This window comes from Mesorhizobium sp. WSM3879 (assembly GCF_002294915.1).
GTDB lineage: Bacteria > Pseudomonadota > Alphaproteobacteria > Rhizobiales > Rhizobiaceae > Mesorhizobium.
On the sequence record NZ_NSFZ01000005.1, the window covers coordinates 120,886 to 143,752 of the forward strand.

A 22,867-nucleotide genomic window follows, 5' to 3' on the forward strand; every position below is an offset into this window, starting at 1 on the left:
AGCGCCAGCGTCGCTCCGATCCCACCTCTCCACTACTCCATTGCGCGCGAGCATGATCTTCTCCCGAAGACCGCCACCTCGCCTATTGGCCCGGCACCAGCGCCAGGGCGCGGATCGGGCTGCCGGTGCCGTGCTCGATCTTGAGCGGGGCGACGATCAGGATCGCGCCTTTCGGCGGCAGTTGGTCGAGGTTGCAGAGGCTGGCCAGCCCATAGCGGTTGGCTTTGTGCATCAGCGTGTGCGCCGGGAAAGGCGGCTCCATGCCGCCGGCCTTGCCGGCATCGGTGCCTATCGTCTCTGAGCCCCAGCCCTTGATGTCCTTGCTGATCAGGAACTGGATGGCTTCCGCCGTCGGGCCGGGCGTGTGCGGGCCGGTCTCGTTGGCATTGAGGAACTCGGCTTCCGAACCGTTGCGCTTGTACCAGTCGGTGCGCATCACCACCCATTCGCCGGCATTGATGGCGCCGTGCTTGGCCTCCCAAGCCTTGATATGCTCGACGGTGAGAAGGAAATCGTGATCGGCGGCGGCTTCCACTGAGCAGTCGATGACATTGACCGGACCGACGAAATTCTGCGCCGGAATGGTGTCGGTGGCGCCGTCCGGATAGTCCTTGCCGGTGATCCAGTGCTGCGGCGCGTCGAAATGCGTGCCCGAATGCTCGCCGAGCTTCAGCCAGTTCCAGGCCCACCACGGACCGTTCTTGTCATACTTTGAAATGGGGTGGATCTCGACCTTCGGCGTGTCGACGGCAAGCTCCGGCGGCAGCTTGATCAGCGGCGTGTTGGGCCCGAGCGGCGCCGACAGGTCGACCACCTTGATGGCGCCCGAAAGCAGCTGGCCGGCGACCTCGCCGAGGAGTTTCTGCGTGTCCATTGTCTTCGTTCCCTCTTGTTCGTGCTCATCAAGGCTCGTTGCGGCCCTTAATATCCTACTAGACGAAAACATATGCATCTGCAATTATCTTTAAGCATAAAGCATTTTGGGGCAGGGCGTGAGCGAGTTCGACGCCATCTTTGTCGGTGCGGGCCACAACAGTCTGGCCTGCGCCGCGCATCTGTCGCTCAAAGGCTGGAAAACCGCGGTTTTCGAGCGCAACGCAACTATCGGCGGCGCGGTCCGGACCGCGGAATACACGCTTCCCGGTTTCAGGCACGACTTCGGCGCGATGAACCTGAGCCTGTTCGCTGGCTCTCCCTTCCATCGGAAATATGCAAATGAATTGAAAAGCCATGGGCTGGAATTCGCGCCCGTCGCCGATTGTTTCGCCAGCGCTTTCCCGGATGGAAGATGGTTTGGCGTCAGCAACGATCTCGAGAAGACGACATCGCGGCTCGCCACCTTCTCCGCGGCCGATGCCGCTACATGGCGCCGGCTGGTCGAGGCCTTTCCAGGCGAGGCGGAGCATCTGTTCCCGCTGCTCGGATCGCCGATGAACCCGCGCGCGCTCGCCGGCACGGCCTGGTATCTTTGGCGCAAGAAAGGCATTGGCGGCGCGCTCGATACCGGCCGCTTGTTGCTGTCTTCCCCCCGCGCGTGGCTCGAGGACAATTTCGAGACGCCGCATGTGCAAACCACGCTCGCCGCCTGGGGCATGCATCTCGACTTCGCGCCCGACATCGCCGGCGGCGCCGTGTTCCCTTATCTGGAATCAATGGCCAACCAGAGTTTTGGCATGGTGCTCGGCAAGGGCGGCGCCGACACCATCATCCGCGCGCTTGTCGGCATGGTCAAAGCGGCCGGCGGCAAGATCATGGCCGGCGCGGAGGTGGCGGAGATCACCGTCGCCGGCGGCCGCGCGACCGGCGTGCGGCTCGCCTCCGGCGATTTCCATGTCGCCAGCAAGGCCGTCATTGCCGGCGTCGCGCCCAAGGCGCTGACTGGCAAGCTGTTGCCGAACGGATCCGGCGATGCCGGCTTTGACGCGGCGATGAAAAAGTTCCGCCATGCGCCGGGCACGATGATGATTCATCTGGCACTGGACGATCTGCCGGACTGGAGCGCTGGCGCCGAGCTTCGCCACTTCGCCTATGTGCATCTGGCGCCGTCGCTCGATGCCATGTCGCGCACCTATCAGCAGGCGATTGCCGGCGTGCTGCCCGATCAGCCGGTGCTCGTCGTCGGACAGCCGACCGCCGTCGATCCCTCGCGGGCGCCAGAAGGCAAGCACGTGCTCTGGGTCCAGGTGCGCATGCTGCCGGCGGAAATCCTTGGCGATGCCGCCGGCAAGATCGCGCCCGGTTCCTGGGACGCGGTCAAGGACGCCTATGCCGAGCGCGTGCTCGACATCATCGAGAGCTACGCGCCTGGTTTGCGCCAGAAGATCCTCGGGCGCGCGATCTTCTCGCCGCTCGACCTCGAGCGCGAGAATCCGAACCTCGTCGGCGGCGACCAGATTTGCGGCAGCCACCATTTGGCGCAGAATTTTCTCTTCCGTCCGGCGCGCGGCTTCGCGCGCTGGAACACGCCGGTGTCAAACCTCTACCTCACCGGCGCCGCGACATGGCCCGGCGCCGGCACCGGTGCCGGATCCGGCTTCATGTTGGCGCAGCAACTGGGAGGGCACTAGCAGCAGAATTCCAGGATGGACAAGGCGCGGTTGCCCACCAGACCTTCCGAATGAACAACGCCGCGCGAACAATGAGTCAAAAACCGACAACCAACAAGGGGAACGACCATGACCATCAACAGACGCGATTTGCTTGGATTTGGCGCGGCAGCGCTTGGCGCGGCGACACTCGGACTGCCGAAGGCAGCCAAGGCGGCGGACGAGCTCACCATTGCCTACAACGTCAACCTGCCATCCTGGGACCCGACGACCGGGCCTTCGGCGGTGAACCCGACCATCCAAGGCCTCTACCAGTCCGTGTTCGACCAGTTCATCCCGCAGAAGCCGGACCTCTCCTTCACACCCGGCCTGCTCACCGAATGGGGTTGGAACGACGATCGCAGCAAGGTGACGATGACGGTCCGCGACGGCGTGAAATGGCATGACGGCTCGCCCTTCACCGCCGAGGACGTTGTCTGGTCGCTGCAGCGGGCGGGCGACGAGAAGGCCGGCAACCCGATCCAGTTCGTCTGGAAGAACGTCAACAACTTCAAGATCGACGGAAACAAGATCACCGGCGACGTCGTGCAGTTCGATCCGGTCTATTTCAAATGGATGTCGTTCCTGACCGGCTACATCATGCCGAAGGCCTATTACGAGAAGGTGGGCGCGGAAGGCTTCGAGAAGGCGCCGATCGGCACCGGGCCCTATATGGTCGACAAATTCGAGCGCAACGCCTTCCTGCGGCTGAAGGCCAATCTGAATTACTGGGGTGCCAAGCCAGCCTTCGAGAATGTGACGATCAAGTTCGTCACCGACGCGGCAAGCCGCGTCGCCGAGGTCGAGTCCGGCTCCTCGCAGGTGACGCTCGAAATCCCCTATGAAGAATATGACCGGCTGATCGCCAAGGACGGACTCGCCGGCTCGATCAAGAATGTCTCCGACATCGGCATGATCTTCTTCAACGACATCGAGGCGATGCTCGACAAGAACGTCCGCCAGGCGGCTGTGATGGCAGTGGACAAGGAGCTCTTGGTCAAGCGGCTGCTGCGCGGCTACGGCCAGCCGATCGCCACGCTGGAGACGCCGGAATACACGGCCTTCGACGCGTCGATCAAAGTCGAGCACAATCCGGAAAAGGCCAAGGAACTGCTCGCCGCTTCAGGCTATTCGCCCAAGAAGCCGGTCAAGTTCACCATCCAAACGACCAAGGGCTTCAAGCCCAAGGATTATGAGATGATCCAGGCGATCGTCGGCATGTGGCGCAAGGTCGGCATCGAGGCCAGTATCGAAGTCTACGAGATCGCCAAGCATTACGAGCTGCGAGCCGCCGACAAGCTGGCGCCGGCCGCCTTCTACAACTGGGGCAATGCGATCGGCGATCCGACCACCTCGACCGGCTTTGCCATGTATGGACCTAGCCCGCATTCGGTGTGGGACAGCCAGGACCTGATCGACATGATCAATCCGCTGTGGGGCGAGAAGGACGAGGCCAAGCGCATCGCCGGCTGGAAGGCCGTCGACAAATACATCGCCGAGCAGGCCTATGTGCTGCCGCTGATGCAGTATGCTCAGCCGATCGTGCACTCGAAGAAGGTCAATGTCGTGCAGCATGTATCGGGCGCGCTGCTGCTGGCGCTGATGACCCCGGCCTGATGACATCTGGGAAGCTGCGCTGGCGCAGCGCACCTTCTCCAACGACGCGCAGGCCCCCTCATTCGGCCGGTGAGGGGCCGAATGCATTAGGCTCAGCGAGCATGCTGCTGCAGAGATTTCTTGTTCGTCTGATGACGATGCTGGTCACACTGTTCGGCGTCGCCGTCGTCGTCTTCGTCGTCATCCGCGTGGCGCCCGGCGACCCGATCGCGATGATGCTGCCACCCGGCGCCAGCAATGACGACATAGCGCGTCTGCGCGCGCTCTATGGGCTGGACAAGAGTATTGCGCAGCAGTTCTTCATCTGGCTCGCCGGCGTGCTGCATGGCCATTTCGGCACTTCGATCTCGCTGCGCCAGGATGTGCTCGGCCTCGTCTTCAACCGGCTGCCGGCGACGTTGGAATTGGCCATCGTCGCGCTGTTGATGGCGGTGGCGATCGGCGTCTCCGCTGCGATCCTCGGTGCGCGTTCGCGTGGCACGGCCGTCGAAGCCGGCATCGACATCGCCAGCGGCGCGACGCTCTCCATCCCCGATTTCCTGTGGGGCCTGGTGCTGATCCTGCTGTTCGGCGTGCTCATCCCGGTGTTCGACATTTCCGGTCGAGTGTCACCGCAACTCGACCTGCCCTTCGTCACCCAGTTCTATCTCGCCGAGAGCATTCTCAGGCTCCGCTTCGATCTCACCTGGGATCTGCTCAAGCACATGCTGATGCCGGCGATCGCGCTGGCGTTGCCGCTGGCGGCGATCATCGCGCAACTCCTGAAACAGTCGCTGAAGGAAGTGCTCGACCTCGACTATGTCGTGCTCGCGCGGGTCAAAGGCTTTTCCGAAACGCAGGTTATCCTGCGCGAGGCGTTGAAGAACGCGGCGCTGCCGACGCTGACGCTGGTGGGCGTGCAGTTCACCTTCCTGATCGGCGGCACGGTTATCGTCGAGCGGCTGTTCTCCTATGAGGGTCTCGGCAATATGGCGATCGATGCCGTCATCAACCGCGACCTGCCGCTGATCCAGGGCATCGTGCTGGTCTTCGCGCTGCTCTTCGTGCTGATCAACCTTGGCGTCGACATGATGTATGCGCTGCTCAATCCGAGGCTGCGTCATGGATGAGGCGCGCATTTTGCATCGGGGCCTCAGCCCGCGGCTATGGCTGGCCGGCGGCTGGCTTCTGCTGGCGCTGCTTGCGGCCATCTTCGCGCCGCTGATCGCACCGCAGGATCCGCTGGCACAGGACCTGATGCTCGAGCGTCTGCCGCCCTTCTGGCTTGACGGCGCCGAGCCCGGCTATTGGCTGGGCACCGACAGCCTGGGCCGGGATCTCCTGTCACGGCTGATCTTCGGCGGCCGCATCGCCTTCATCGTCGCCTTCGCCGCGGCGGCGTCCGCCTGCCTCATCGGCTCGGCGCTCGGGCTCATTGCCGGCTATTTCGGCGGTTGGGCCGACCGCGTCATCTCGCGCATCGTCGATGTCTGGATGGCCTTCCCGCCGGTGCTGTTCGCGATCCTTTTAGTCGCGGTGTTGGGCACAGGCTTGAGCTCCGTCATCATCGCCATCGCCGTCATCGACTGGACGCGCTTCTGCCGCGTGATCCGGGCCGAGGCGATGAGTCAGGCGCGCATGGACTATGTCGAGAGCGCGCGCATCGCCGGCTATGGCCGCATCGGCATCATGCTGCGCGAAGTGCTGCCCAATGTGCTGCCGTCGGTGGTGGCGCTCTTGTCGCTTGAGATGGGCATCGCCGTCATCGTCGAGGCGATCCTCTCCTTCGTCAATCTGTCGATCTCGACCGACGATCCGACCTGGGGCGGCATCATTGCCGAGGGCCGGCTGTCGATCCACCAGGCCTGGTGGGTGCTGGTGTTCCCGCTGATCACATTGATCTTCACCGTGCTGTCCTTCAGCCAGTTCGGCGAAGGATTGAAGGCGCGTTTCGATCCGGTGCTGCGATGAGCGCCAATATGGAACCATGCCTCGAAATCCGCTCCTTGAGCGCAGTGCTGCCCAACGGCCAGCGCGTGCTGCGCTCGGTATCGCTCACCGTGCAGCCGGGCGAAGTCCGCGCGCTGGTCGGCGAGAGCGGCGCCGGCAAGACGATGATCGGCAAGGCGGTGCTCGGCGTGCTGCCGAAAAGCGTGCGCATCGTCGAAGGCGAGATGCTGATCGAGGGCGAGAGTCTCGGCCGCCTCGATGCGAAGGCGCGGCGGACGCTGATCGGCGCGCGTACCGCGCTGATCCCACAGGACCCGCTCACCGCACTCAACCCGTCGCGCCGCATCGGCCCGCAGACGACCGACCGGCTGGTGCGCATCCTCGGCTGGAGCGGTGAGAAGGGAGACGAGCGTATCCGGCAGTTGCTCCAAGAGGTGCAGATCCGCGAGCCCGAACGTGTTCTGAAATGCTATCCGCACGAGCTCTCGGGCGGCATGCGCCAGCGCGTGCTGATCGCGGCCGCCTTCGCCGCCGAGCCCAGGCTGATCGTCGCCGACGAGCCGACGACGGCGCTGGACGTGACCGTGCAGAAGCAGATCCTGCGCCTCATCGCGCAATTGCAGCGCAACCACGGCACGGCGCTTCTGTTCGTCACGCACGATCTCGGTGTCGTCGCCAAGATCAGCCAGAAAGTGTCGGTGCTCTATGCCGGCAAGGTGGTCGAAGAAGCCACGACCGCCGACCTCTTCGCATCGCCGCAGCACCCCTACACGCGGGCGCTGATCGCGGCGACGCCGCGCTATACCGATCCCTACGCATCGCTGATGCCGGTGAACGAAACCGTGCTGGCTGGGCTCGCGGACGAGATCGCGGGCGCCGACAGGGCGTGGAGGCCAAGCCATGGCTGAGCCGCTGTTTTCCGTCCGCGGGCTGAAGGTGGCGCTGCCCGACATGACGCGCAAGCCGCTGATCGGCCGGGCGCCACTGGCCGAGATCCTCAAAGGACTGGACTTCGACCTGCCCAAGGGATCGGTGACCGGCATCGTCGGCGAATCCGGTTCCGGCAAGTCGACGCTCGGCCGCGCGCTGGTGCGGCTGATCGAGCCGAGCGCCGGCTCGATCAGCTTCGAAGGGCGAGACATCGGCCATCTTTCGGAAGCGGAGCTCAGACCGCTGCGTCGCGACCTGCAGATGATCTTCCAGGACCCGATGTCGTCGCTCAACCCGCGGCACACCATCTTCAGCATCATCGCGGCACCCTTGAGGCAGAACGGGCTTGGCGACCGGCTGAAAGAGCGCGTGGCGGAAGCCCTGCAGCGTGTGGGCCTGCCGCAGAGTTTTGCCGGCCGCTACCGCCACGAGCTGTCCGGCGGGCAACGCCAGCGCGTCGGCATCGCACGGGCGCTGGCGCTGTCGCCGAAATTCGTTTTGGCCGACGAGATCGTCTCCGGCCTCGACGTCTCGACGCAGGCACAGATCCTGACGCTGCTGGAAAAGCTCGCGGCCGAGATGGGGCTGACGGTCGCCTTCATCAGCCATGATCTGTCGGTGATCCGGCGGCTCTGCCGGCAAGTCATCGTCATGCGCGAGGGAGGGATCGTCGAAGCCAGCGCAACCGACGCGCTCTTCGACAATCCGAAGGAGACTTACACGCGCGACCTGCTCGCTGCCATCCCGCTGCCTGAGATCGATGCGGATTGGCTGCAGCCGCCTGCAAAGGCACCGGCATGAGAAAGGCAAACCTTGTCCGCACACCGAACAGCGGGCCTCGGATGTGCATGGGAGCAAAGTCAGCCCGCCAAAGGAGGGTGACATGAAATACGCCACAAGCGGCGCAATGGTCGGCGCAATCCTGTTCGGCTCAATGGGAATGGCTTCGGCCGACTCGATCCCCGGCATGCGCGGCCACGACCATACCGGCGTCACCGTGCCCGACATGAAGCAGGCCGTCGACTTCTTCACCAATGTGGTCGGTTGCAAGAAGGCGATGTCCTTCGGCCCGTTCGCCGACGACAAGGGCACCTTCATGCAGGACCTGCTCGGCGTCGATCCAAAAGCGGTAATCGAGGAGATCACCCTGGTGCGCTGCGGCTATGGATCGAACATCGAATTGTTCAAATACACCGCGCCCGACCAGAAGGACCTGACGCCGAAGAACAGCGACATCGGCGGCTTCCATATCGCCTTCTATGTCGACGATGTCGCCGCCGCGAAGGCCTATCTCGACGCCAAGGGCGTGAAGACCAGGATGGGTCCTCTGCCGGTCAAAGAAGGACCGGCCGCCGGTCAAACCATCCTCTACTTCCAGGCGCCCTGGGGACTGCAGCTGGAAGCGATCAGCTATCCCGACGGCATGGCTTACGAGAAAGGCGCCGAGACGGTGCTGTGGAGTCCCAAAGATCCAGCCAAGTGAGCTGATCGCGCCGCAATTGTTCAATTATGAAACTTTAAGATTGAAATAATTGCCGGCAGGCGCGATACTGATGTTGGAACCGCCGGCCCCTCGGCGGTCCCTGATGCCCATTGAGCGTTTGACGCAATTCCGGACGGGAAACCGCTACGCACTTTCCCTGGAATTGCTCTAGAGGAGATCGCAAGACATGAAGGTTGCGGTTCTCGGCGGCGGACCGGCCGGCCTCTATTTTGCCATCTCGCTGAAGCTGCGCGACGCCGCGCATGACGTGACGGTCTACGAGCGCAACCGCCCCGACGATACGTTCGGCTGGGGTGTGGTGCTGTCGGCCGAAACGCTGGAGAACCTGACCAGGAACGACCCTGTCAGCGCGGTCTGGATCAGGAAGCATTTTGCCTACTGGGACGACATCGCCGTCATTCATGACGGCGTGCGCACGGTGTCGACCGGCCACGGCTTCTGCGGCATCGGCCGCAAGCGGCTTTTAATTCTGCTCCAGCGCCGTGCGCGCGAGCTCGGCATCAAGATGATGTTCGAGACCGAGATTTCCGATCCCAGGCCGTTCATGGAAACGCACGACCTTGTCGTTGCGGCCGACGGATTGAACTCGAAGTCGCGCGCCACCTTCGCCAACGTTTTCAAGCCCGACATCGACACGCGCAAATGCAAGTTCGTGTGGCTCGGCACCACGCAGAAATTCGACGACGCGTTCACCTTCATCTTCGAAAGGACGCAGCATGGCTGGGTGTGGGCGCATGCCTACCAGTTCGACAGCGAGACCGCGACCTTCATCGTCGAATGCAGCGAACAGACCTGGGCTGCCTTCGGTTTCGGCGCGATGACGCAACAGGAATCGATCGCTGTCTGCGAGCGCATTTTCGAAAAGCATCTGGGCGGCCATTCGCTGATGACCAATGCCAATCACATCAGAGGTTCGGCCTGGATCAACTTCCCGCGCGTGCTTTGCGAGCGCTGGTCTTACAAGAATCTGGCGCTGATGGGCGACGCGGCGGCATCGGCGCATTTCTCGATCGGATCCGGCACGAAGCTGGCCCTGGAGAGCGCCGTCGCGCTCGCCGACTATGTCGAGTCCGAGTCCGACCTCGAAGCGGCCTTCCGCAAATACGAAGATGCTCGCCGCACCGAGGTGCTGAAACTGCAATCGGCGGCGCGCAACTCGCTCGAATGGTTCGAGGAAGTCGAACGTTATCTCGGGTTGGATCCAGTTCAATTCAACTATTCGCTGCTCACCCGCTCGCAGCGCATCAGCCACGAGAACCTTCGTCTGCGCGATGCCGAATGGCTGGCGGGCGCGGAGGAATGGTTCCAGCGCAAGGCCGGCGCCGGCGGCAACATGCTGCGCCGCGCGCCGATGTTCGCGCCATTCAGACTGCGCGAGATGGCGCTCACGAACCGCATCGTCGTCTCGCCGATGGCCCAGTACAAGGCGGTCGACGGCTGCCCGACCGACTGGCATTTCGCCCACTATGCCGAGCGCGCCAAGGGCGGGGCCGGGCTCGTTTATATCGAGATGACTTGCGTCAGCCCGGAGGGACGCATCACCCCCGGCTGCACCGGCTTCTACCAGCCCGAGCATGAGGTCGCCTGGAAGCGGCTGGTCGATTTCGTCCACGCCGAGACCGAAGCCAAGATCTGCGCCCAGATCGGCCATTCAGGCCCGAAGGGCTCGACCCGCCTCGGCTGGGAAGGAACGGACGAGCCGCTGCCGTCCGGCAACTGGCCGGTTATGGCGCCTTCAGCCGTGCCGTGGTCGCCGCAGAATCAGGTGCCGAAGGCGATGAACCGCGCCGACATGGACGTTGTGCGCGACCAGTTCGTCGCCTCGGCGGAGATGGCCGAGCGCTGCGGCTTCGACATGCTGGAGATCCATGCCGCGCATGGCTATCTGCTCTCCGCCTTCATCACGCCGCTGACCAACAGGCGCACCGACGACTATGGCGGCTCGCTGGAGAACCGCATGCGCTATCCGCTGGAGATCTTCCACGCGGTGCGCGCCGTGTGGCCGGCCGAAAAGCCTATCTCGGTGCGCATCTCGGCCAATGACTGGGTAGGGATCGAAGGCGTCACGCCGGCCGATGCGGTCGAGATCGCCAAGCTTCTGCATCAAACCGGCGTCGATCTCTGCGACGTCTCGGCGGGCCAGACCACGATCGCCGCCAAGCCGGTCTATGGCCGCATGTTCCAGACGCCGTTCTCCGACCGCATCCGCAACGAGGTCGGCATGGCGACGATGGCGGTCGGCAACATCTACGAGCCGGACCACGCCAACTCGATCCTGATGGCCGGACGCGCCGATCTGGTGGCGCTGGCCAGGCCGCATCTCAGCGATCCCTATTGGACGCTGCATGCGGCCGTCACCCTCGGCGATCGCGGCGTCAAATGGCCGGATCCTTATCTACGCGGACGCGACCAGATCTACCGGCTGGCCGAACGCGAAGCGGCGGCAGGGCTGAAGGTATGAGCGCATTTATGTTTTCACGTCGGCGCTGCCCCTCATCCGCCTGCCGGCACCTTCTCCCCGTGAAGGACGGGGAGAAGGCACAAGCTCAAACGCTGGCGGCCCCCTCTCCCCGTCCTTCACGGGGAGAGGGTAAGGGTGAGCGGCAGCGCCTTGCCTGGAGGACTGGCGCATGATCACCGGCAAGCATGCGCTGGTCACCGGCGGCGGCTCCGGCGTCGGCCGTGCGATCGCACTGTCGCTGGCGGAAGCCGGCGTCGCCGTCACCATCTGCGGCCGCCGCAAGGCCGCGCTGAATGAAGTCGCGAAGGCAAACGACCGCATCTTCGGCATCGGCGCCGATGTCACCGACGAAGCCGACATGACGGCGCTGTACGAGAAGGCCGAAGCGGCGCGCGGTCCCTTCGAAATCGTCGTCGCCAATGCCGGGATGGCTGCCAGTGCGCCGGCTTACAAGACCTCGCTCGCCGACTGGCGGCGCACGCTCGACGTCAACCTCACCGGCGCTTTCCTGACCGTGAAGCCAGCGCTTGCCGGCATGCTGGCGCGAAACACAGGCCGTATCGTTTTCATTGCCTCGACCGCCGGACTGAAGGGCTACGCGTATGTCGCGCCCTATGTGGCGGCCAAGCATGGCGTCGTCGGGCTGATGCGGGCCCTCGCAGCCGAGACCGCCAAGTCCGGCATCACCGTCAACGCCATCTGCCCGGGCTTCGTCGAAACCGACATGCTGGAGGAATCCATCCAGCGCATCATCGAGAAGACCGGCCGTTCCGCCGATGAGGCACGCGCGAGCCTTTCGGCTGCGAACCCGCAGGCGCGTTTCATCCAGCCGGAAGAGGTCGCCGCGACAGTGCTCTGGCTCTGCGGCGATGCGGCGCGGTCGATCACCGGACAGGCGATCTCGGTCTCGGGAGGCGAGACATGGTAGCGGGACCGACGTCTATCGGGCCGGGCAAGGACAGGCTGCGGCTGTGGATCCGCCTGCTGCGTGCTTCGCGCACGATCGAGGCCGAGCTGCGCGAGCGGCTGAAGAAGCAGTTCGACACCACGCTGCCGCGCTTCGACGTCATGGCGGCGCTCTACCGGTCGCCGGAAGGCATGCTGATGAGCGACCTGTCGCGATTCCTGCTGGTGTCGAACGGCAATATCACCGGCATCGTCGACCGGCTGGTCTCCGAAGGGCTGGTGACGCGCGCGCGCCGCAACGGCGACCGCCGCACCTCGATGGTGCGGCTGACCGAAGAAGGTTCGAAGTCTTTCGCGGCAATCGCCGCGGCGCATGAGAACTGGGTCGGCGAGCTGCTCGGCACTGTCAGCGAGGACGAAGCGCGCCGGCTGACCGGCATGCTGAAATCGTTCCGCAGCAATTGGGAGGGACGCGAATGAGCGCCATGGCCAAGCTCAAGCCGAAGCACTTCCTCTGGGAGGTGGAAGGCAGGGTCGCGAAGGTCCGGCTCGACCGGCCGGAGCGCAAGAACCCGCTGACCTTCGACAGTTATGCGGAGCTGCGCGACACTTTTCGCGATGTCGCTTACGCCGATGATGTCGATGCCGTGGCGTTCCTGCCCAATGGCGGCAATTTCTGCTCGGGAGGCGATGTCCACGACATCATCGGACCCTTGGTCAAGATGGACATGAAGGCGCTGCTCTCCTTCACGCGCATGACCGGCGACTTCGTCAAGGCCATGCTGAATTGCGGCAAGCCGATCATCGCGGCGGTGGATGGCGTCGCCGTCGGCGCCGGCGCGATCATCGCCATGGCCTCCGACATCCGCATCGCGACGCCGGAAGCAAAGACCGCCTTCCTGTTCACCCGCGTCGGCCTTGCCGGGTGCGACATGGGCGCCTGCGCGATCTTGCCCCGCATCATCGGCCAGGGCCGCGCCGCCGAACTGCTTTACACCGGCCGCACGATGAGCGCGGCCGAAGGCGAGCGTTGGGGGTTCTACAATCGGCTGGTCGATGCGGCTGCGCTCGAGGCCGACGCGCTCGAGATGGCAGCTCGCATCGTCTCCGGCCCGACCTTCGCGCATGGCATCACCAAGACGCAGTTGAACCAGGAATGGTCGATGGGTCTCGACCAGGCGATCGAGGCGGAAGCGCAGGCACAGGCGATCTGCATGCAGACCGGCGATTTCGAGCGCGCCTACAAGGCGTTCGTGGCCAAGGAAAAGCCGGTGTTCGAGGGGAATTGAGATGAGCGCGATGCTGGATACGTTGGCAGGACAGCGCCCCCCTCTGTCCTGCCGGACATCTCCCCCACAAGGGGGGAGATCAGCTGTCATCTCTGCCTTCGCCAATCGCCAAGGCCGCAAGAATGAGCGGGGCGCCAAAACTGCCAATCTCCTCCCAAGTGGGGGAGATGTCCGGCAGGACAGAGGGGGGCGCCGTAAAGTGCAAACCTCGCAGAAGTGCGGAGGCACCGATGCCTGACCGTTCCTTCCTCAACTGGCCCTTCTTTGAAAACCGCCATCGCGAACTTGCCGAAAATCTCGACGCCTGGTGCACCAAGAACCTGCCCGTCGATCACCACGATATCGACGCGGCCTGCCGCAACCTCGTCTCCGTGCTCGGCCGCGACGGCTGGCTGAAGCCGACGGCGCTCGATCCCGACAAGCCGGGGCCGCTCGACGTGCGCACGCTCTGCATCACGCGCGAGACACTCGCCCGCCATGACGGGCTCGCCGACTTCGCCTTCGCCATGCAGGGCCTTGGCACCGGCGCGATCTCGCTGTTCGGCACGCCGGAGCAGCAGCGCTGGCTGGAAAAGACGCGGGCGGGCCAGGCGATCGCAGCCTTTGCGCTGTCGGAGCCGCGGTCGGGATCGGATGTCGCCAACATGGAGATGGCGGCTGTCCGCGACGGCGACTTCTATGTGCTTTCGGGCGAGAAGACCTGGATCTCCAATGGCGGCATTGCCGACGTCTATATCGTCTTCGCCCGCACCGGCGAGGCGCCCGGCGCCAAGGGAATTTCCGCTTTGATCGTGCCTGCGGACACCAAAAGCCTTGGCATCGCCGAACGATTGGAAGTTATCGCCCCGCATCCACTCGCGCGGCTCTCCTTCGACAATGTGCGCGTTCCGGCTTCCGCCCTGATCGGCAAACCCGGCGACGGTTTTCGGATCGCCATGTCGGTGCTCGACGTCTTCCGCTCGACGGTGGGCGCCGCGGCGCTCGGCTTTGCTCGAAGAGCGTTGGACGAAAGCATCAAAAGGGTGTCCGAGCGAAAACTGTTCGGCGCGCCGATGGCCGAACTGCAGATGGTGCAGGGCCACATCGCCGACATGGCGCTGAATGTCGACGCCGCCGCCCTGCTCGTCTATCGCGCCGCCTGGACCAAGGATATGGGCGCCGCCCGCGTCACTCGCGAGGCGGCAATGGCCAAGCTGTTCGCCACGGACAAGGCGCAGGAAGTGATCGACAAGGCGGTGCAACTGCATGGCGGCGACGGCGTGCGCAAGGGCCACATCGTCGAGAGCCTCTATCGCGAGATACGCGCGCTGCGCATCTATGAGGGCGCTTCCGACGTGCAGAAAGTGGTGATCGCCAGGCAAGTGATGGGAGCGGCGTGAGATCATGCTTGCGGACCGCATTTCACTTAAGGGAGGCTAGACATGCACACGATCCTGCAGCCGGAAGGCTGGGCCAAACCGATCGGCTATGCCAACGGCGTTGCCGCGCGTGGCCGGCTGGTCTTCATCGGCGGCCAGGTCGGCTGGAATGCCGAGTGCCGGTTCGAGACCGACGATTTCGTCGATCAGGTGCGCCAGACCCTCACCAATGTCGTCGCCGTTCTCGCCGAGGCCGGCGGGGAGCCGCAACACATCACCTCGATGACCTGGTATTTTACCGACAAGGCCGAGTACCTCGCCAACCTCAAAGGGATCGGCGAAGCCTACCGCGCCGTCATCGGCCGGCATTTTCCGGCGATGGCCGCCATGCAGGTGGTGGCGCTGGTCGAGGACCGGGCGAAGGTGGAGATACAGGCAATCGCAATTATTCCGGAGTGAGCCGGAGGCGCTACTGGCTTCTATTTCGCAATGGCCTGAAGCCGCGAAGGCGGCTACGCCAACTCGGCGCTGACGCTCGAGGGATTGTATCTGCCTCCGTCCGTCAGCATTGCCGTGACAGTACGGCAACGGCCGCTTGGCTGCCGCCACAATCTGTGATCAGATGATCATACCCGCGTCGGCGGATATTCGCACGATAAACTTTGCCGGCACCCAAAGGAAAGCAAAAGCGTGGCTCTGGGCTTCGAACCAGTATCGGGACGCATCACCGTCCAGGATGGCGTCTACCAGCAGCTTCGCCATGCCCTCATGGTCGGCAGCTTCGATCCCGGGCAGGTGCTGACCATCGCCTCGCTGGCGGAGGCTTTCGGCACCTCAAACATGCCGGTGCGCGAGGCGTTGCGGCGGCTGGCGGCAGAGAACGCGCTGGAAATCTCGCAGAACGGCTCAGCCTGCGTGCCGGTGGTGACGCGGGCGCGGCTCGACGACCTCTGCCGGGCCCGGCTCGCCGTCGAGGGGCTGGCCGCCGAGCTTGGCGCGCCGCGCCTGACCGCAGCCGAGATCGGCTTGCTGCAAAGGGTTACCGACGACCAGCGGGCGATCGGCCGCGACGGCAGCATCTACGAGCTGATCGCCAAGAACCAGCAGTTCCACTTCACCATATACCGCGCCTCGGGCTCCGACGTGCTGTTTCAGCTGATCGAGACGCTGTGGCTGCGCTTCGGTCCGTACATGCGGCTGTTGTCCAACCATGTCGCGCCGCTGATGCGCGCCGGCACCATGGAGCCTTCGGGCCGGCACGCCGCGATCATAGCGGCCATTAAGGACAAGGATTTCACCCGCGCGCGCGACGAGGTGGTGGCCGATATCACGGCGACACAAGCGACTTTGCGGGCGATCTGTCCTGACGTGCCGGAGCCCAGACCGGTCGATTTTGCCGCTTTCGGAAGGGCGCCTTGATAGGCGGCCGCCGCAGAGTGGCTTTGAAGCCGCCTGGGCCAAGCTCCTGGACCAAGAGAACAGCCGGATTTTGAGGCGCCGACCCGCATTTCTTCAGCCGCGGCGCATTGATCCCTGTCCGTATTTGTGATCACATGATCACAGGGAGCGAGACAGCGAATGTCCGGCTATTTTCTCTATCATTCGATCGGCACCTTCCCCGGCAAGGCCGAGCGAATGGCCGCCTCGCTGACGGATTTCTCGAACATCTGGTCGGCGGAAGACGACGGTCAGTGGCCTGCCGCGCTTGCGGCGCGGCAACGCTTCATCGATGCCTGGAGGCGGCTGATCGAGGCGCCGCAAGGCACGCTGACCACGGCCGAGAATGTCACCGCCGCGCTCTATAGCCTGATCGGTGGCTTGCCGACGGAGCGGCTGGCGGGAAAGCGGCTGCTGGTCGCCGCCGACTGTTTTCCTAGCCTGCATTTCCTGCTGGCGGGCTTGGGAGAGCGTTTCGGCTTCACCCTCGACACCGTTCCATTGCGGCCTGGCGAGACCTGGGTTCGCGACCAGGATTTCATCGACCGCTGGCAGGCGGATGTCGGGCTCGCGCTCATTACCTTCGTCACCTCGACGGCCTCGCACCGCTGCGATGTCGGCCGCCTCGCCGCGCATGGCCGCGCCATGGGCAGCATAGTCGGCGTTGATGTCACACAGGGTATCGGCGTGGCGCCGTTTTCGGTTGCGGCAACGCCGGTCGATTTCGTCGTCTCGACCTCGCTAAAATGGCTGTGCGGATCCTCCGGCGCCGGCATTTTGCATGTCGCGCCGGACCTTTTGGCGTCCTGCCGGCCGGAGTTGCGGGGCTGGTTCAGCCAGCCGAACCCGTTCTCCTGGGATCTTAACGCTTTCACTTACGCCGACGATGCGCGCCGCTTCGATCATGGCACGCCGGCGATCCTGGGAAGCGTCGCCTCGCTGCCCGGACTGGAGTGGGTGGAACAGACCGGAATCGACGTCATCCGCGCGCAGAATGCCGGGCTCGTCGAGCGTATCATCGGTGCCGCATTGGAAAATGGCTGGGAGGTCCGCTCGCCGCTCGATGCCAGTGAACGTGGCGGCAGCGTGATGCTCGGCCTGCCGCAAGGTACCGAGCCGGCGAAGATCATAGCTGCGCTTCGCGACGAGCGGCTTTACTGCGATGCGCGCGGCACGACGCTGCGGCTGTCTCCCGGCATGGTCACCACAGAGACGGCGGTCGATGCGCTGATCGCGCAGCTCACGGAGCATATCGGTTCGCGGCGACGCCGCGCGTCGTGAATTCAGGTACCGCCTCGCCTGCGGCGCCCGGGAGTTTGGCGCCGGAAAGGGGCGGATCAGGAACCGAACCAGAGGGAAGCAAGATGTTGAAACGTCTAGGACTGATTGGGATGGCCGTCGCTGCCGGCCTCGCCTTTGCGGCGCCCGCCTTCGCCGACAAGATCATGGTGGGCGCCTATCCGGCCAACCCGCCATGGGAATACAAGACCGATTCGGGCGCCTTCGAGGGATTTGAGATCGACGTCGCCAATGATGTCGCCAAGCGCATCGGCGCAGAGGTCGAGTTCCAGGATCTCGGCTTCCAGGCGCTGTTCGCAGCGACCGCTTCGGGCCGCATCGACTTTGCCGTGTCCTCGATCTCGGTCACCAAGGAGCGGCTGCAGAACCAGGGCTTCACGCAAGCCTATTACGACAGCGACGGTACCATCGTCGGCAAGGCGGATTCCGCCATCAAATCGCTCGACGATCTGAAGGGCAAGACCATCGGGGTCATCGCCGGCTCGACAGGCGAAGCCTACATGAAGGAGAACGCCGCCAAGCTCGGCGTTGCAGAAACCAAGAGCTACAACGCCCAGCAGGACCTTCTGCTCGACGTGCAGAACGGCCGCATCGACGGCGGCGCGGGCGAGCTCGCCGGCTTCCTGTTCGCCATCAAGCAGATGCCAGCGCTAAAGATCCTGGTGCGCATCCCGACCGGCGAGCGCTTCGCCATGATGACCAAGAAGGGCCATCCGCTGCTTGAAAAGGTCAACGACGCCATCAGCGAAATGAAGAAGGATGGCACCATGGCCGCGATCCACAAAAAGTGGTTCGGCGTCGATCCGGAAGCCGGCACCAGCACGGTGACGCCTGGCCCGATCCCGCAATAAGCCGGCTGATCAGAAATTTAGACGGGAGCGGCAGCAAGAGTTGGCGCTCTCGCTTCGACCATTTGGGTCTCGCCAAACACGGCGAACCTTGTCTCACGGTGAGCGCCGATGGAACTGATCGACACCTTCTTCAACTGGGGCATCCTGGTCCGATCGTTTCCGATCCTGATCCGCGGTCTTGGCAATACCATTCTGCTCGGCTGCGCGGCGATCGTCTTCGGCACGATCGGCGGGCTGGCGATCTGCCTGGTGCGGCTCTACGCGCCGAAGCCGCTCAGGCGGCTGGCGACGCTCTATATCGACATGTTCCGCGCGCTTCCGATCCTGGTGGTGCTGATCCTGATCTACTACGCCCTGCCCTTCATCGGCATCCGCCTGTCGTCCTTCGTCTCGGCAGCACTTGCGCTGTCGCTGGTGTTGGCGGCCTTCACGGCGGAAGTCTGCCGCGCCGGCATCGAGAACATTCCGAAGGGCCAGTTCGAGGCGGCCTCGGCGCTCGGCCTGCCTTTTTGGGTCGCGATGCGCAAGGTGATCCTGCCGCAGGCGATCCGTGTCGTCATTCCGCCGCTCACCAGCAACTGCGTCTCGGTGTTCAAGGACACCGCGCTCGCCTCGGTGGTGGCGATGCCGGACCTCTTGAAGCAGGCGACCGACGCGCAGGCGCTGATGGCCAATCCGACGCCGCTGATCGGCGCGGCGATCATCTATCTCGCCTTCCTGTGGCCGCTGGTGCGGTTGGTCGGCTACCTCGAAGAGCGCGGTAAAGCTCGGTCCGCGCACTGATCCCCTTAGGATGACCTCGATTAGCTGAAGGAGACTCCCGTGAACCGACACCATGTTTCGAAAGCGCAGGAGAGCGCCGCTTCGTTCCCGGTCGAGAAGATCCGCGCCATGTTCCCGGCGCTCCGGCAGGCCGGCGACTTCATCTTCATGGACAACGCCGCCGGTGCGCAGATCCCGCAAAGCGTGCTCGACGCGGTGACCAGCCATCTGGTGGCGCACAACGTGCAGCGCGGCGGCCGCTACGGCCGCAGCGTCACCGTCGACCAGTCCGTCGCCGAAGCGCGTGAAAGCGTGGCGGTTTTGATCAACGCCTACAGCCCGTCCGAAATCTGCTTCGGCATGAACGCCACCTCGTTCATCCGCCTGGTCAGCCTCGGCATCGGCCAGATGCTTTCGGAACGCGACGAGATCGTCGTCACCGACATGGATCATGACGCCAACATCGCGACATGGCTGGCGCTGGAGCAGGCCGGCGCCAGGTTCAAATGGTGGCGCATGCGCGAGGACGGCAATCTGCATGTCGACGACCTCAAGCCGCTGATGTCGGACCGCACCCGGCTCGTCGCCTGCACGGTAACCGCGCACTCGATCGGCTCGATTGTCGATGTCGCTTCGGTCGCCAAGATCGCGCATGCGGCAGGCGCGGAAGTGTTCCTCGACTGCGTGCATTACGGGCCGCACGGGCTGATCGACGTGCAGGCCTGGGACTGCGACTATCTCGTCTGCTCAGGCTACAAGAATTTCTCGCCGCATATGGGTTTTCTCTGGGGCCGCTTCGAAACGCTGAAGCGGCTGCCGACCTTTCGCGAGGACTTCATCCCGGATGAGCCGCCCTACAAGGTCGAGGCCGGCACCTTCATCTACGAGAATGTCTCCGGCATGGACGCAGCGGTGCGCTACCTGGAGTCGATCGGCCGCAATTTCTTGGCCGAGAACAACCGCTCGCGCCGCGACAACATCGTCGCCGGCATGAACGCCATCCGCGAGTACGAGCTGACGCTGGCGCGCGAGATGATGAAGGTGCTGAAGGCCTGCGGCGCGACAATTTACGGCGTCGCCGACGAGGCGCGCATCCATGAGCGCGTGCCGACCTTCTGCTTCAACATCGGCACACTGTCGCCGCAGAGGATCGTCGAGGAGATGGCGGCCTTGCAGATCGGCATCCGCGACGGTCATATGTACGCGCCGCGGCTGATGAAGCGGCTCCACCTGTCGATGGACAGCGGCGCGATCCGCGCCTCGCTGGTGCACTACAACACGGTCGAGGAAGTGCACCGTTTCGGCGAAGCGCTGCGGGCAATCATTGCGAAGCTGTCGTGACGCCCGGACGTCTGGTTCGAGCCTACGCCGCCTTCTTCGCCAGCCTCGCCTTGATGCTTGCCACGTCGGCGCGCGGCGTCGCGGCGAAAAGCGTCTTGGTGTAGCTGTGCTTGGGGTCCGAGAAGACCTCGTCGCGCGAGCCGTATTCGACCGCCTCGCCGAAATACATCACCATCACGTCGTCGGCGATGTAGCGCACCACCGACAGATCGTGGCTGATGAAGACATAGGTCAGCTTGAACTCGTCCTGCAGGTCGGCGAGCAGGTTGAGCACCTGCGCCTGCACCGAAAGATCGAGCGCCGAGACCGGCTCGTCCAGCACCAGCAGGCTCGGGTTCAGCATCAGTGCGCGGGCAATGGCGATGCGCTGGCGCTGACCGCCGGAGAACATATGCGGATAGCGGTTGTAGTGCTCGGGGCCGAGACCGACCTTCTTCAGCATCTTCATCGCCAGGTCGCGGCGTTCCTCGGCCGGCTTATCGGTATTGATCAGCAGCGGCTCGCCGAGCACGTCGCCGATCTTTTGACGCGGGTTGAGCGACCCGTAGGGATTCTGGAAGACGATCTGCACCTTGCGGCGCATTTCCTTGGTCAACCCGTCCTTGGCGATGTCGACCTTGTTGCCGTCGATGAACAAATCGCCGGCGGTCGCGGGATCGATCAGCGTGATGATGCGGGCGAGCGTGGACTTGCCGCAGCCGCTTTCACCGACGATGGCGAGCGTCTTGCCCTTCTCGACGCTGAAGGAGACGCCCTTCACCGCATGCACCGTGCGCGCGGGGCGGAACAGGCCGCCGCCGACATGGTAGTCGCGCTTGATGTTCTTGCCTTCGACAACCTTGGTCATGCGCCGGCTCCGGTCATGCACTGGCTTCTGGGGGCGCCGGCTCGAACAGCATGTCGGAGACGGTCGGCAGCCGGTCGCCGATGGCGTTCTCCGGCAGCGCCGACAGCAGCGCGCGCGTATAGTTGCTCTTGGGGTTCTCGAACAGCGACAGCACGTCGGCCTCTTCCATCTTGCGGCCCTTGTATTGGACGATGACGCGATCGGCGGTCTCGGCGACCACGCCCATATTGTGGGTGATCATGATCAGCCCCATGCCGTATTTGGCCTGCAGCGACACAAGCAGATCGAGAATCTGCTTCTGGATGGTGACGTCGAGCGCGGTGGTCGGCTCGTCGGCGATCAGCAGCTTCGGATTGCAGGCAATGGCCATGGCGATCATGACGCGCTGGCATTGGCCGCCCGACATCTGGTGCGGGAAGGAGTTGAGCCGCTCGGCCGGCTCCGGAATGCCGACCTGCTTCAACAACTCGATGGCGCGCGCCCGGCGCTGTGCGCGATCCATGCCGAGATGGAAGCGCAGCACTTCCTCGATCTGAAAGCCGACGGTGAAGCAAGGATTGAGACTGGCGATCGGCTCCTGGAAGATCATGGCAATGTCCTTGCCGATGATCTTGCGGCGCTCGGCCGGACCCATCTTGAGGAGATCGCGGCCGCCAAACGTCATGCGGTCGGCGGTGACAGCGGCCGTCCAGGGCAACAGGCCCATAACCGCCAGCATCGACACCGACTTGCCGGAGCCGGATTCGCCGACGATGGCGAGCACCTCGCGCTCGTCGACACGGAGCGAGACGCCGTCGACGGCGCGGAATGGGCCGGAGGCGGTCTGGAACTCGACGATGAGGTTCTGGATGTCGAGCAATGCCATCACGACCTCCTGAGCTTCGGATCGAGCGCGTCGCGCAGGCCGTCGCCGATCAGGTTGATGGCGAGCACCGTGATAAGTATGGCAAGGCCGGGGAAAGTCACCACCCACCAGGCGCGCAGGATGAATTCGCGCGCCGAGGCCAGCATGGTGCCCCATTCAGGCGTCGGCGGCTGCGCGCCGAGTCCAAGGAAGCCAAGCGCTGCGGCTTCGAGGATGGCGTTCGAGAAGGACAGCGTGCCCTGGACGATCAGTGGCGCCAGGCAGTTCGGCAGGATGGTCCTGAGCATCAGCCTCAGGTGCCCGGCGCCGGCGACCTTGGCAGCCACTACATATTCGCGGCTCTTCTCGGCCATCACCGCAGCGCGCACCAGGCGGGCGAAATGCGGCTGCAGGACAAGCGAGATCGCCAGCATCGCATTGAACAGCCCGGGTCCGAGAATGGTGACCAGCACCAGCGCCAGAAGCAGCGACGGGAAGGCCAGGATCAGGTCCATGACGCGCATGATTGCGACGTCGACCCAGCCGCGGAAATAGCCTGCCAGCAAGCCGAGCGTGATGCCGCCGACGAGGGCCAGCGTGACGACGACGGCGCCGATGAGCAGCGAGAAACGCGCGCCATAGAGCAGGCGCGAGAGGATGTCGCGGCCGACCGGATCGGTGCCGAGGATATATTGCGAGCTGCCGCCCGCCTGCCAGGCCGGCGGCCTGAGGAAGGCGGTCTTGTCCTGCACGTCGGGTGCATAGGGCGCGAGCAACGGCGCAAAGAGCGCCGCCAGCACCAGCAGGATGAAGACGACCAGGCCGATGACGGCGCCGCGGTTCACCGAGAAATAGTGCCAGAAGGTCTTGAAGCCGGTCAGCCGGTCCGGGCTGCCTGCGGCCATCG

The 22,867-nt window shown here is 64.2% G+C and carries 22 protein-coding genes; 18 read left to right on the top strand and 4 right to left on the bottom strand.

All coding sequences use genetic code 11. From position 1 onward, the window contains the following. Positions 1–82: 82 nt before the first annotated feature. Positions 83–874, bottom strand: coding sequence for a cyclase family protein (locus CK218_RS13580; RefSeq protein ID WP_095828045.1), 792 nt, complete (start codon positions 872–874; stop codon positions 83–85). Positions 875–992: 118 nt separating this feature from the next. Here CK218_RS13580 and CK218_RS13585 point away from each other — a divergent pair, with 118 nt between their 5' ends. The 18 genes from CK218_RS13585 (at position 993) to CK218_RS13675 (ending at position 20,269) form a co-directional block, all read left to right on the top strand. Further along, a complete protein-coding gene (locus tag CK218_RS13585; RefSeq protein WP_095777545.1) occupies positions 993–2,567 on the top strand; it encodes an NAD(P)/FAD-dependent oxidoreductase in 1,575 nt (524 codons plus the stop codon). Positions 2,568–2,675: 108 nt separating this feature from the next. Continuing rightward, on the top strand, positions 2,676–4,202 hold the full coding sequence (locus CK218_RS13590) for an ABC transporter substrate-binding protein (protein ID WP_095828046.1): 1,527 nt from the start codon (positions 2,676–2,678) through the stop codon (positions 4,200–4,202). Positions 4,203–4,303: 101 nt separating this feature from the next. After that, positions 4,304–5,311 carry an ABC transporter permease gene (locus tag CK218_RS13595; RefSeq protein ID WP_095828047.1) on the top strand — a complete coding sequence of 336 codons (1,008 nt, stop codon included), beginning with the start codon at positions 4,304–4,306 and terminating at the stop codon, positions 5,309–5,311. After that, entirely contained in the window at positions 5,304–6,152 is an 849-nt protein-coding gene (locus CK218_RS13600; protein ID WP_067003665.1) for an ABC transporter permease, read from the top strand. Before CK218_RS13595 ends, CK218_RS13600 begins: the two co-directional genes overlap by 8 nt. Continuing rightward, a complete protein-coding gene (locus CK218_RS13605) occupies positions 6,149–7,039 on the top strand; it encodes an ABC transporter ATP-binding protein (protein ID WP_095828048.1) in 891 nt (296 codons plus the stop codon). The genes CK218_RS13600 and CK218_RS13605 overlap by 4 nt, the downstream gene beginning before the upstream one ends. Next, positions 7,032–7,862, top strand: coding sequence for an ATP-binding cassette domain-containing protein (locus tag CK218_RS13610; protein WP_067003663.1), 831 nt, complete (start codon positions 7,032–7,034; stop codon positions 7,860–7,862). The genes CK218_RS13605 and CK218_RS13610 overlap by 8 nt, the downstream gene beginning before the upstream one ends. Before the next feature lie 82 nt (positions 7,863–7,944). After that, complete coding sequence (locus CK218_RS13615) at positions 7,945–8,544, top strand: VOC family protein (RefSeq protein ID WP_095799285.1); 600 nt, start codon at positions 7,945–7,947, stop codon at positions 8,542–8,544. 187 nt (positions 8,545–8,731) lie between these two features. Next, positions 8,732–11,026 carry a bifunctional salicylyl-CoA 5-hydroxylase/oxidoreductase gene (locus CK218_RS13620; RefSeq protein ID WP_095828049.1) on the top strand — a complete coding sequence of 765 codons (2,295 nt, stop codon included), beginning with the start codon at positions 8,732–8,734 and terminating at the stop codon, positions 11,024–11,026. Between the two features lie 169 nt (positions 11,027–11,195). Beyond that, positions 11,196–11,954 (top strand): SDR family NAD(P)-dependent oxidoreductase, encoded by a 759-nt coding sequence (locus CK218_RS13625; protein WP_095828050.1) that lies wholly within the window; start codon positions 11,196–11,198, stop codon positions 11,952–11,954. Then, entirely contained in the window at positions 11,948–12,412 is a 465-nt protein-coding gene (locus tag CK218_RS13630) for a MarR family transcriptional regulator (RefSeq protein ID WP_095828051.1), read from the top strand. The genes CK218_RS13625 and CK218_RS13630 overlap by 7 nt, the downstream gene beginning before the upstream one ends. Continuing rightward, entirely contained in the window at positions 12,409–13,221 is an 813-nt protein-coding gene (locus CK218_RS13635; protein ID WP_095828052.1) for an enoyl-CoA hydratase family protein, read from the top strand. Before CK218_RS13630 ends, CK218_RS13635 begins: the two co-directional genes overlap by 4 nt. A gap of 230 nt (positions 13,222–13,451) precedes the next feature. After that, entirely contained in the window at positions 13,452–14,600 is a 1,149-nt protein-coding gene (locus CK218_RS13645) for an acyl-CoA dehydrogenase family protein (RefSeq protein WP_095828053.1), read from the top strand. Positions 14,601–14,642: 42 nt separating this feature from the next. Next, entirely contained in the window at positions 14,643–15,038 is a 396-nt protein-coding gene (locus CK218_RS13650; RefSeq protein WP_067003651.1) for a RidA family protein, read from the top strand. Positions 15,039–15,269: 231 nt separating this feature from the next. Next, on the top strand, positions 15,270–15,998 hold the full coding sequence (locus CK218_RS13655; RefSeq protein ID WP_095828054.1) for a GntR family transcriptional regulator: 729 nt from the start codon (positions 15,270–15,272) through the stop codon (positions 15,996–15,998). A gap of 159 nt (positions 15,999–16,157) precedes the next feature. Beyond that, complete coding sequence (locus tag CK218_RS13660; protein ID WP_095828055.1) at positions 16,158–17,297, top strand: aminotransferase class V-fold PLP-dependent enzyme; 1,140 nt, start codon at positions 16,158–16,160, stop codon at positions 17,295–17,297. An 83-nt stretch (positions 17,298–17,380) separates the two neighbouring features. Continuing rightward, a complete protein-coding gene (locus CK218_RS13665; RefSeq protein ID WP_067003647.1) occupies positions 17,381–18,166 on the top strand; it encodes an ABC transporter substrate-binding protein in 786 nt (261 codons plus the stop codon). A gap of 108 nt (positions 18,167–18,274) precedes the next feature. Continuing rightward, entirely contained in the window at positions 18,275–18,949 is a 675-nt protein-coding gene (locus CK218_RS13670; protein WP_095824273.1) for an amino acid ABC transporter permease, read from the top strand. Positions 18,950–18,988: 39 nt separating this feature from the next. Then, a complete protein-coding gene (locus CK218_RS13675; RefSeq protein WP_095828056.1) occupies positions 18,989–20,269 on the top strand; it encodes a cysteine desulfurase-like protein in 1,281 nt (426 codons plus the stop codon). A 22-nt stretch (positions 20,270–20,291) separates the two neighbouring features. Here the strand turns inward: CK218_RS13675 and CK218_RS13680 are convergent, their stop codons facing one another. The 3 genes from CK218_RS13680 to CK218_RS13690 are packed head-to-tail and all read right to left on the bottom strand — an operon-like array spanning position 20,292 to position 22,865. Continuing rightward, a complete protein-coding gene (locus tag CK218_RS13680) occupies positions 20,292–21,116 on the bottom strand; it encodes a dipeptide ABC transporter ATP-binding protein (RefSeq protein WP_095828057.1) in 825 nt (274 codons plus the stop codon). 13 nt (positions 21,117–21,129) lie between these two features. After that, positions 21,130–21,981: an ABC transporter ATP-binding protein gene (locus CK218_RS13685; RefSeq protein WP_095828058.1), complete on the bottom strand. Its 852-nt coding sequence runs from the start codon at positions 21,979–21,981 to the stop codon at positions 21,130–21,132. Continuing rightward, on the bottom strand, positions 21,981–22,865 hold the full coding sequence (locus tag CK218_RS13690; RefSeq protein ID WP_067003755.1) for an ABC transporter permease subunit: 885 nt from the start codon (positions 22,863–22,865) through the stop codon (positions 21,981–21,983). The genes CK218_RS13685 and CK218_RS13690 overlap by 1 nt, the downstream gene beginning before the upstream one ends. Positions 22,866–22,867: the final 2 nt, after the last annotated feature.

What these genes read in the sequence shown, in the direction of transcription:
- CK218_RS13580 (WP_095828045.1), bottom strand. Translation starts at nt 874, where the DNA reads ATGGACACGCAGAAACTCCTCGGCGAGGTCGCCGGCCAGCTGCTTTCG.
- CK218_RS13590 (WP_095828046.1), top strand. Translation starts at nt 2,676, where the DNA reads ATGACCATCAACAGACGCGATTTGCTTGGATTTGGCGCGGCAGCGCTT.
- CK218_RS13595 (WP_095828047.1), top strand. Translation starts at nt 4,304, where the DNA reads ATGCTGCTGCAGAGATTTCTTGTTCGTCTGATGACGATGCTGGTCACA.
- CK218_RS13600 (WP_067003665.1), top strand. Translation starts at nt 5,304, where the DNA reads ATGGATGAGGCGCGCATTTTGCATCGGGGCCTCAGCCCGCGGCTATGG.
- CK218_RS13605 (WP_095828048.1), top strand. Translation starts at nt 6,149, where the DNA reads ATGAGCGCCAATATGGAACCATGCCTCGAAATCCGCTCCTTGAGCGCA.
- CK218_RS13610 (WP_067003663.1), top strand. Translation starts at nt 7,032, where the DNA reads ATGGCTGAGCCGCTGTTTTCCGTCCGCGGGCTGAAGGTGGCGCTGCCC.
- CK218_RS13615 (WP_095799285.1), top strand. Translation starts at nt 7,945, where the DNA reads ATGAAATACGCCACAAGCGGCGCAATGGTCGGCGCAATCCTGTTCGGC.
- CK218_RS13620 (WP_095828049.1), top strand. Translation starts at nt 8,732, where the DNA reads ATGAAGGTTGCGGTTCTCGGCGGCGGACCGGCCGGCCTCTATTTTGCC.
- CK218_RS13625 (WP_095828050.1), top strand. Translation starts at nt 11,196, where the DNA reads ATGATCACCGGCAAGCATGCGCTGGTCACCGGCGGCGGCTCCGGCGTC.
- CK218_RS13630 (WP_095828051.1), top strand. Translation starts at nt 11,948, where the DNA reads ATGGTAGCGGGACCGACGTCTATCGGGCCGGGCAAGGACAGGCTGCGG.
- CK218_RS13635 (WP_095828052.1), top strand. Translation starts at nt 12,409, where the DNA reads ATGAGCGCCATGGCCAAGCTCAAGCCGAAGCACTTCCTCTGGGAGGTG.
- CK218_RS13645 (WP_095828053.1), top strand. Translation starts at nt 13,452, where the DNA reads ATGCCTGACCGTTCCTTCCTCAACTGGCCCTTCTTTGAAAACCGCCAT.
- CK218_RS13650 (WP_067003651.1), top strand. Translation starts at nt 14,643, where the DNA reads ATGCACACGATCCTGCAGCCGGAAGGCTGGGCCAAACCGATCGGCTAT.
- CK218_RS13660 (WP_095828055.1), top strand. Translation starts at nt 16,158, where the DNA reads ATGTCCGGCTATTTTCTCTATCATTCGATCGGCACCTTCCCCGGCAAG.
- CK218_RS13665 (WP_067003647.1), top strand. Translation starts at nt 17,381, where the DNA reads ATGTTGAAACGTCTAGGACTGATTGGGATGGCCGTCGCTGCCGGCCTC.
- CK218_RS13670 (WP_095824273.1), top strand. Translation starts at nt 18,275, where the DNA reads ATGGAACTGATCGACACCTTCTTCAACTGGGGCATCCTGGTCCGATCG.
- CK218_RS13680 (WP_095828057.1), bottom strand. Translation starts at nt 21,116, where the DNA reads ATGACCAAGGTTGTCGAAGGCAAGAACATCAAGCGCGACTACCATGTC.
- CK218_RS13685 (WP_095828058.1), bottom strand. Translation starts at nt 21,981, where the DNA reads ATGGCATTGCTCGACATCCAGAACCTCATCGTCGAGTTCCAGACCGCC.
- CK218_RS13690 (WP_067003755.1), bottom strand. Translation starts at nt 22,865, where the DNA reads ATGGCCGCAGGCAGCCCGGACCGGCTGACCGGCTTCAAGACCTTCTGG.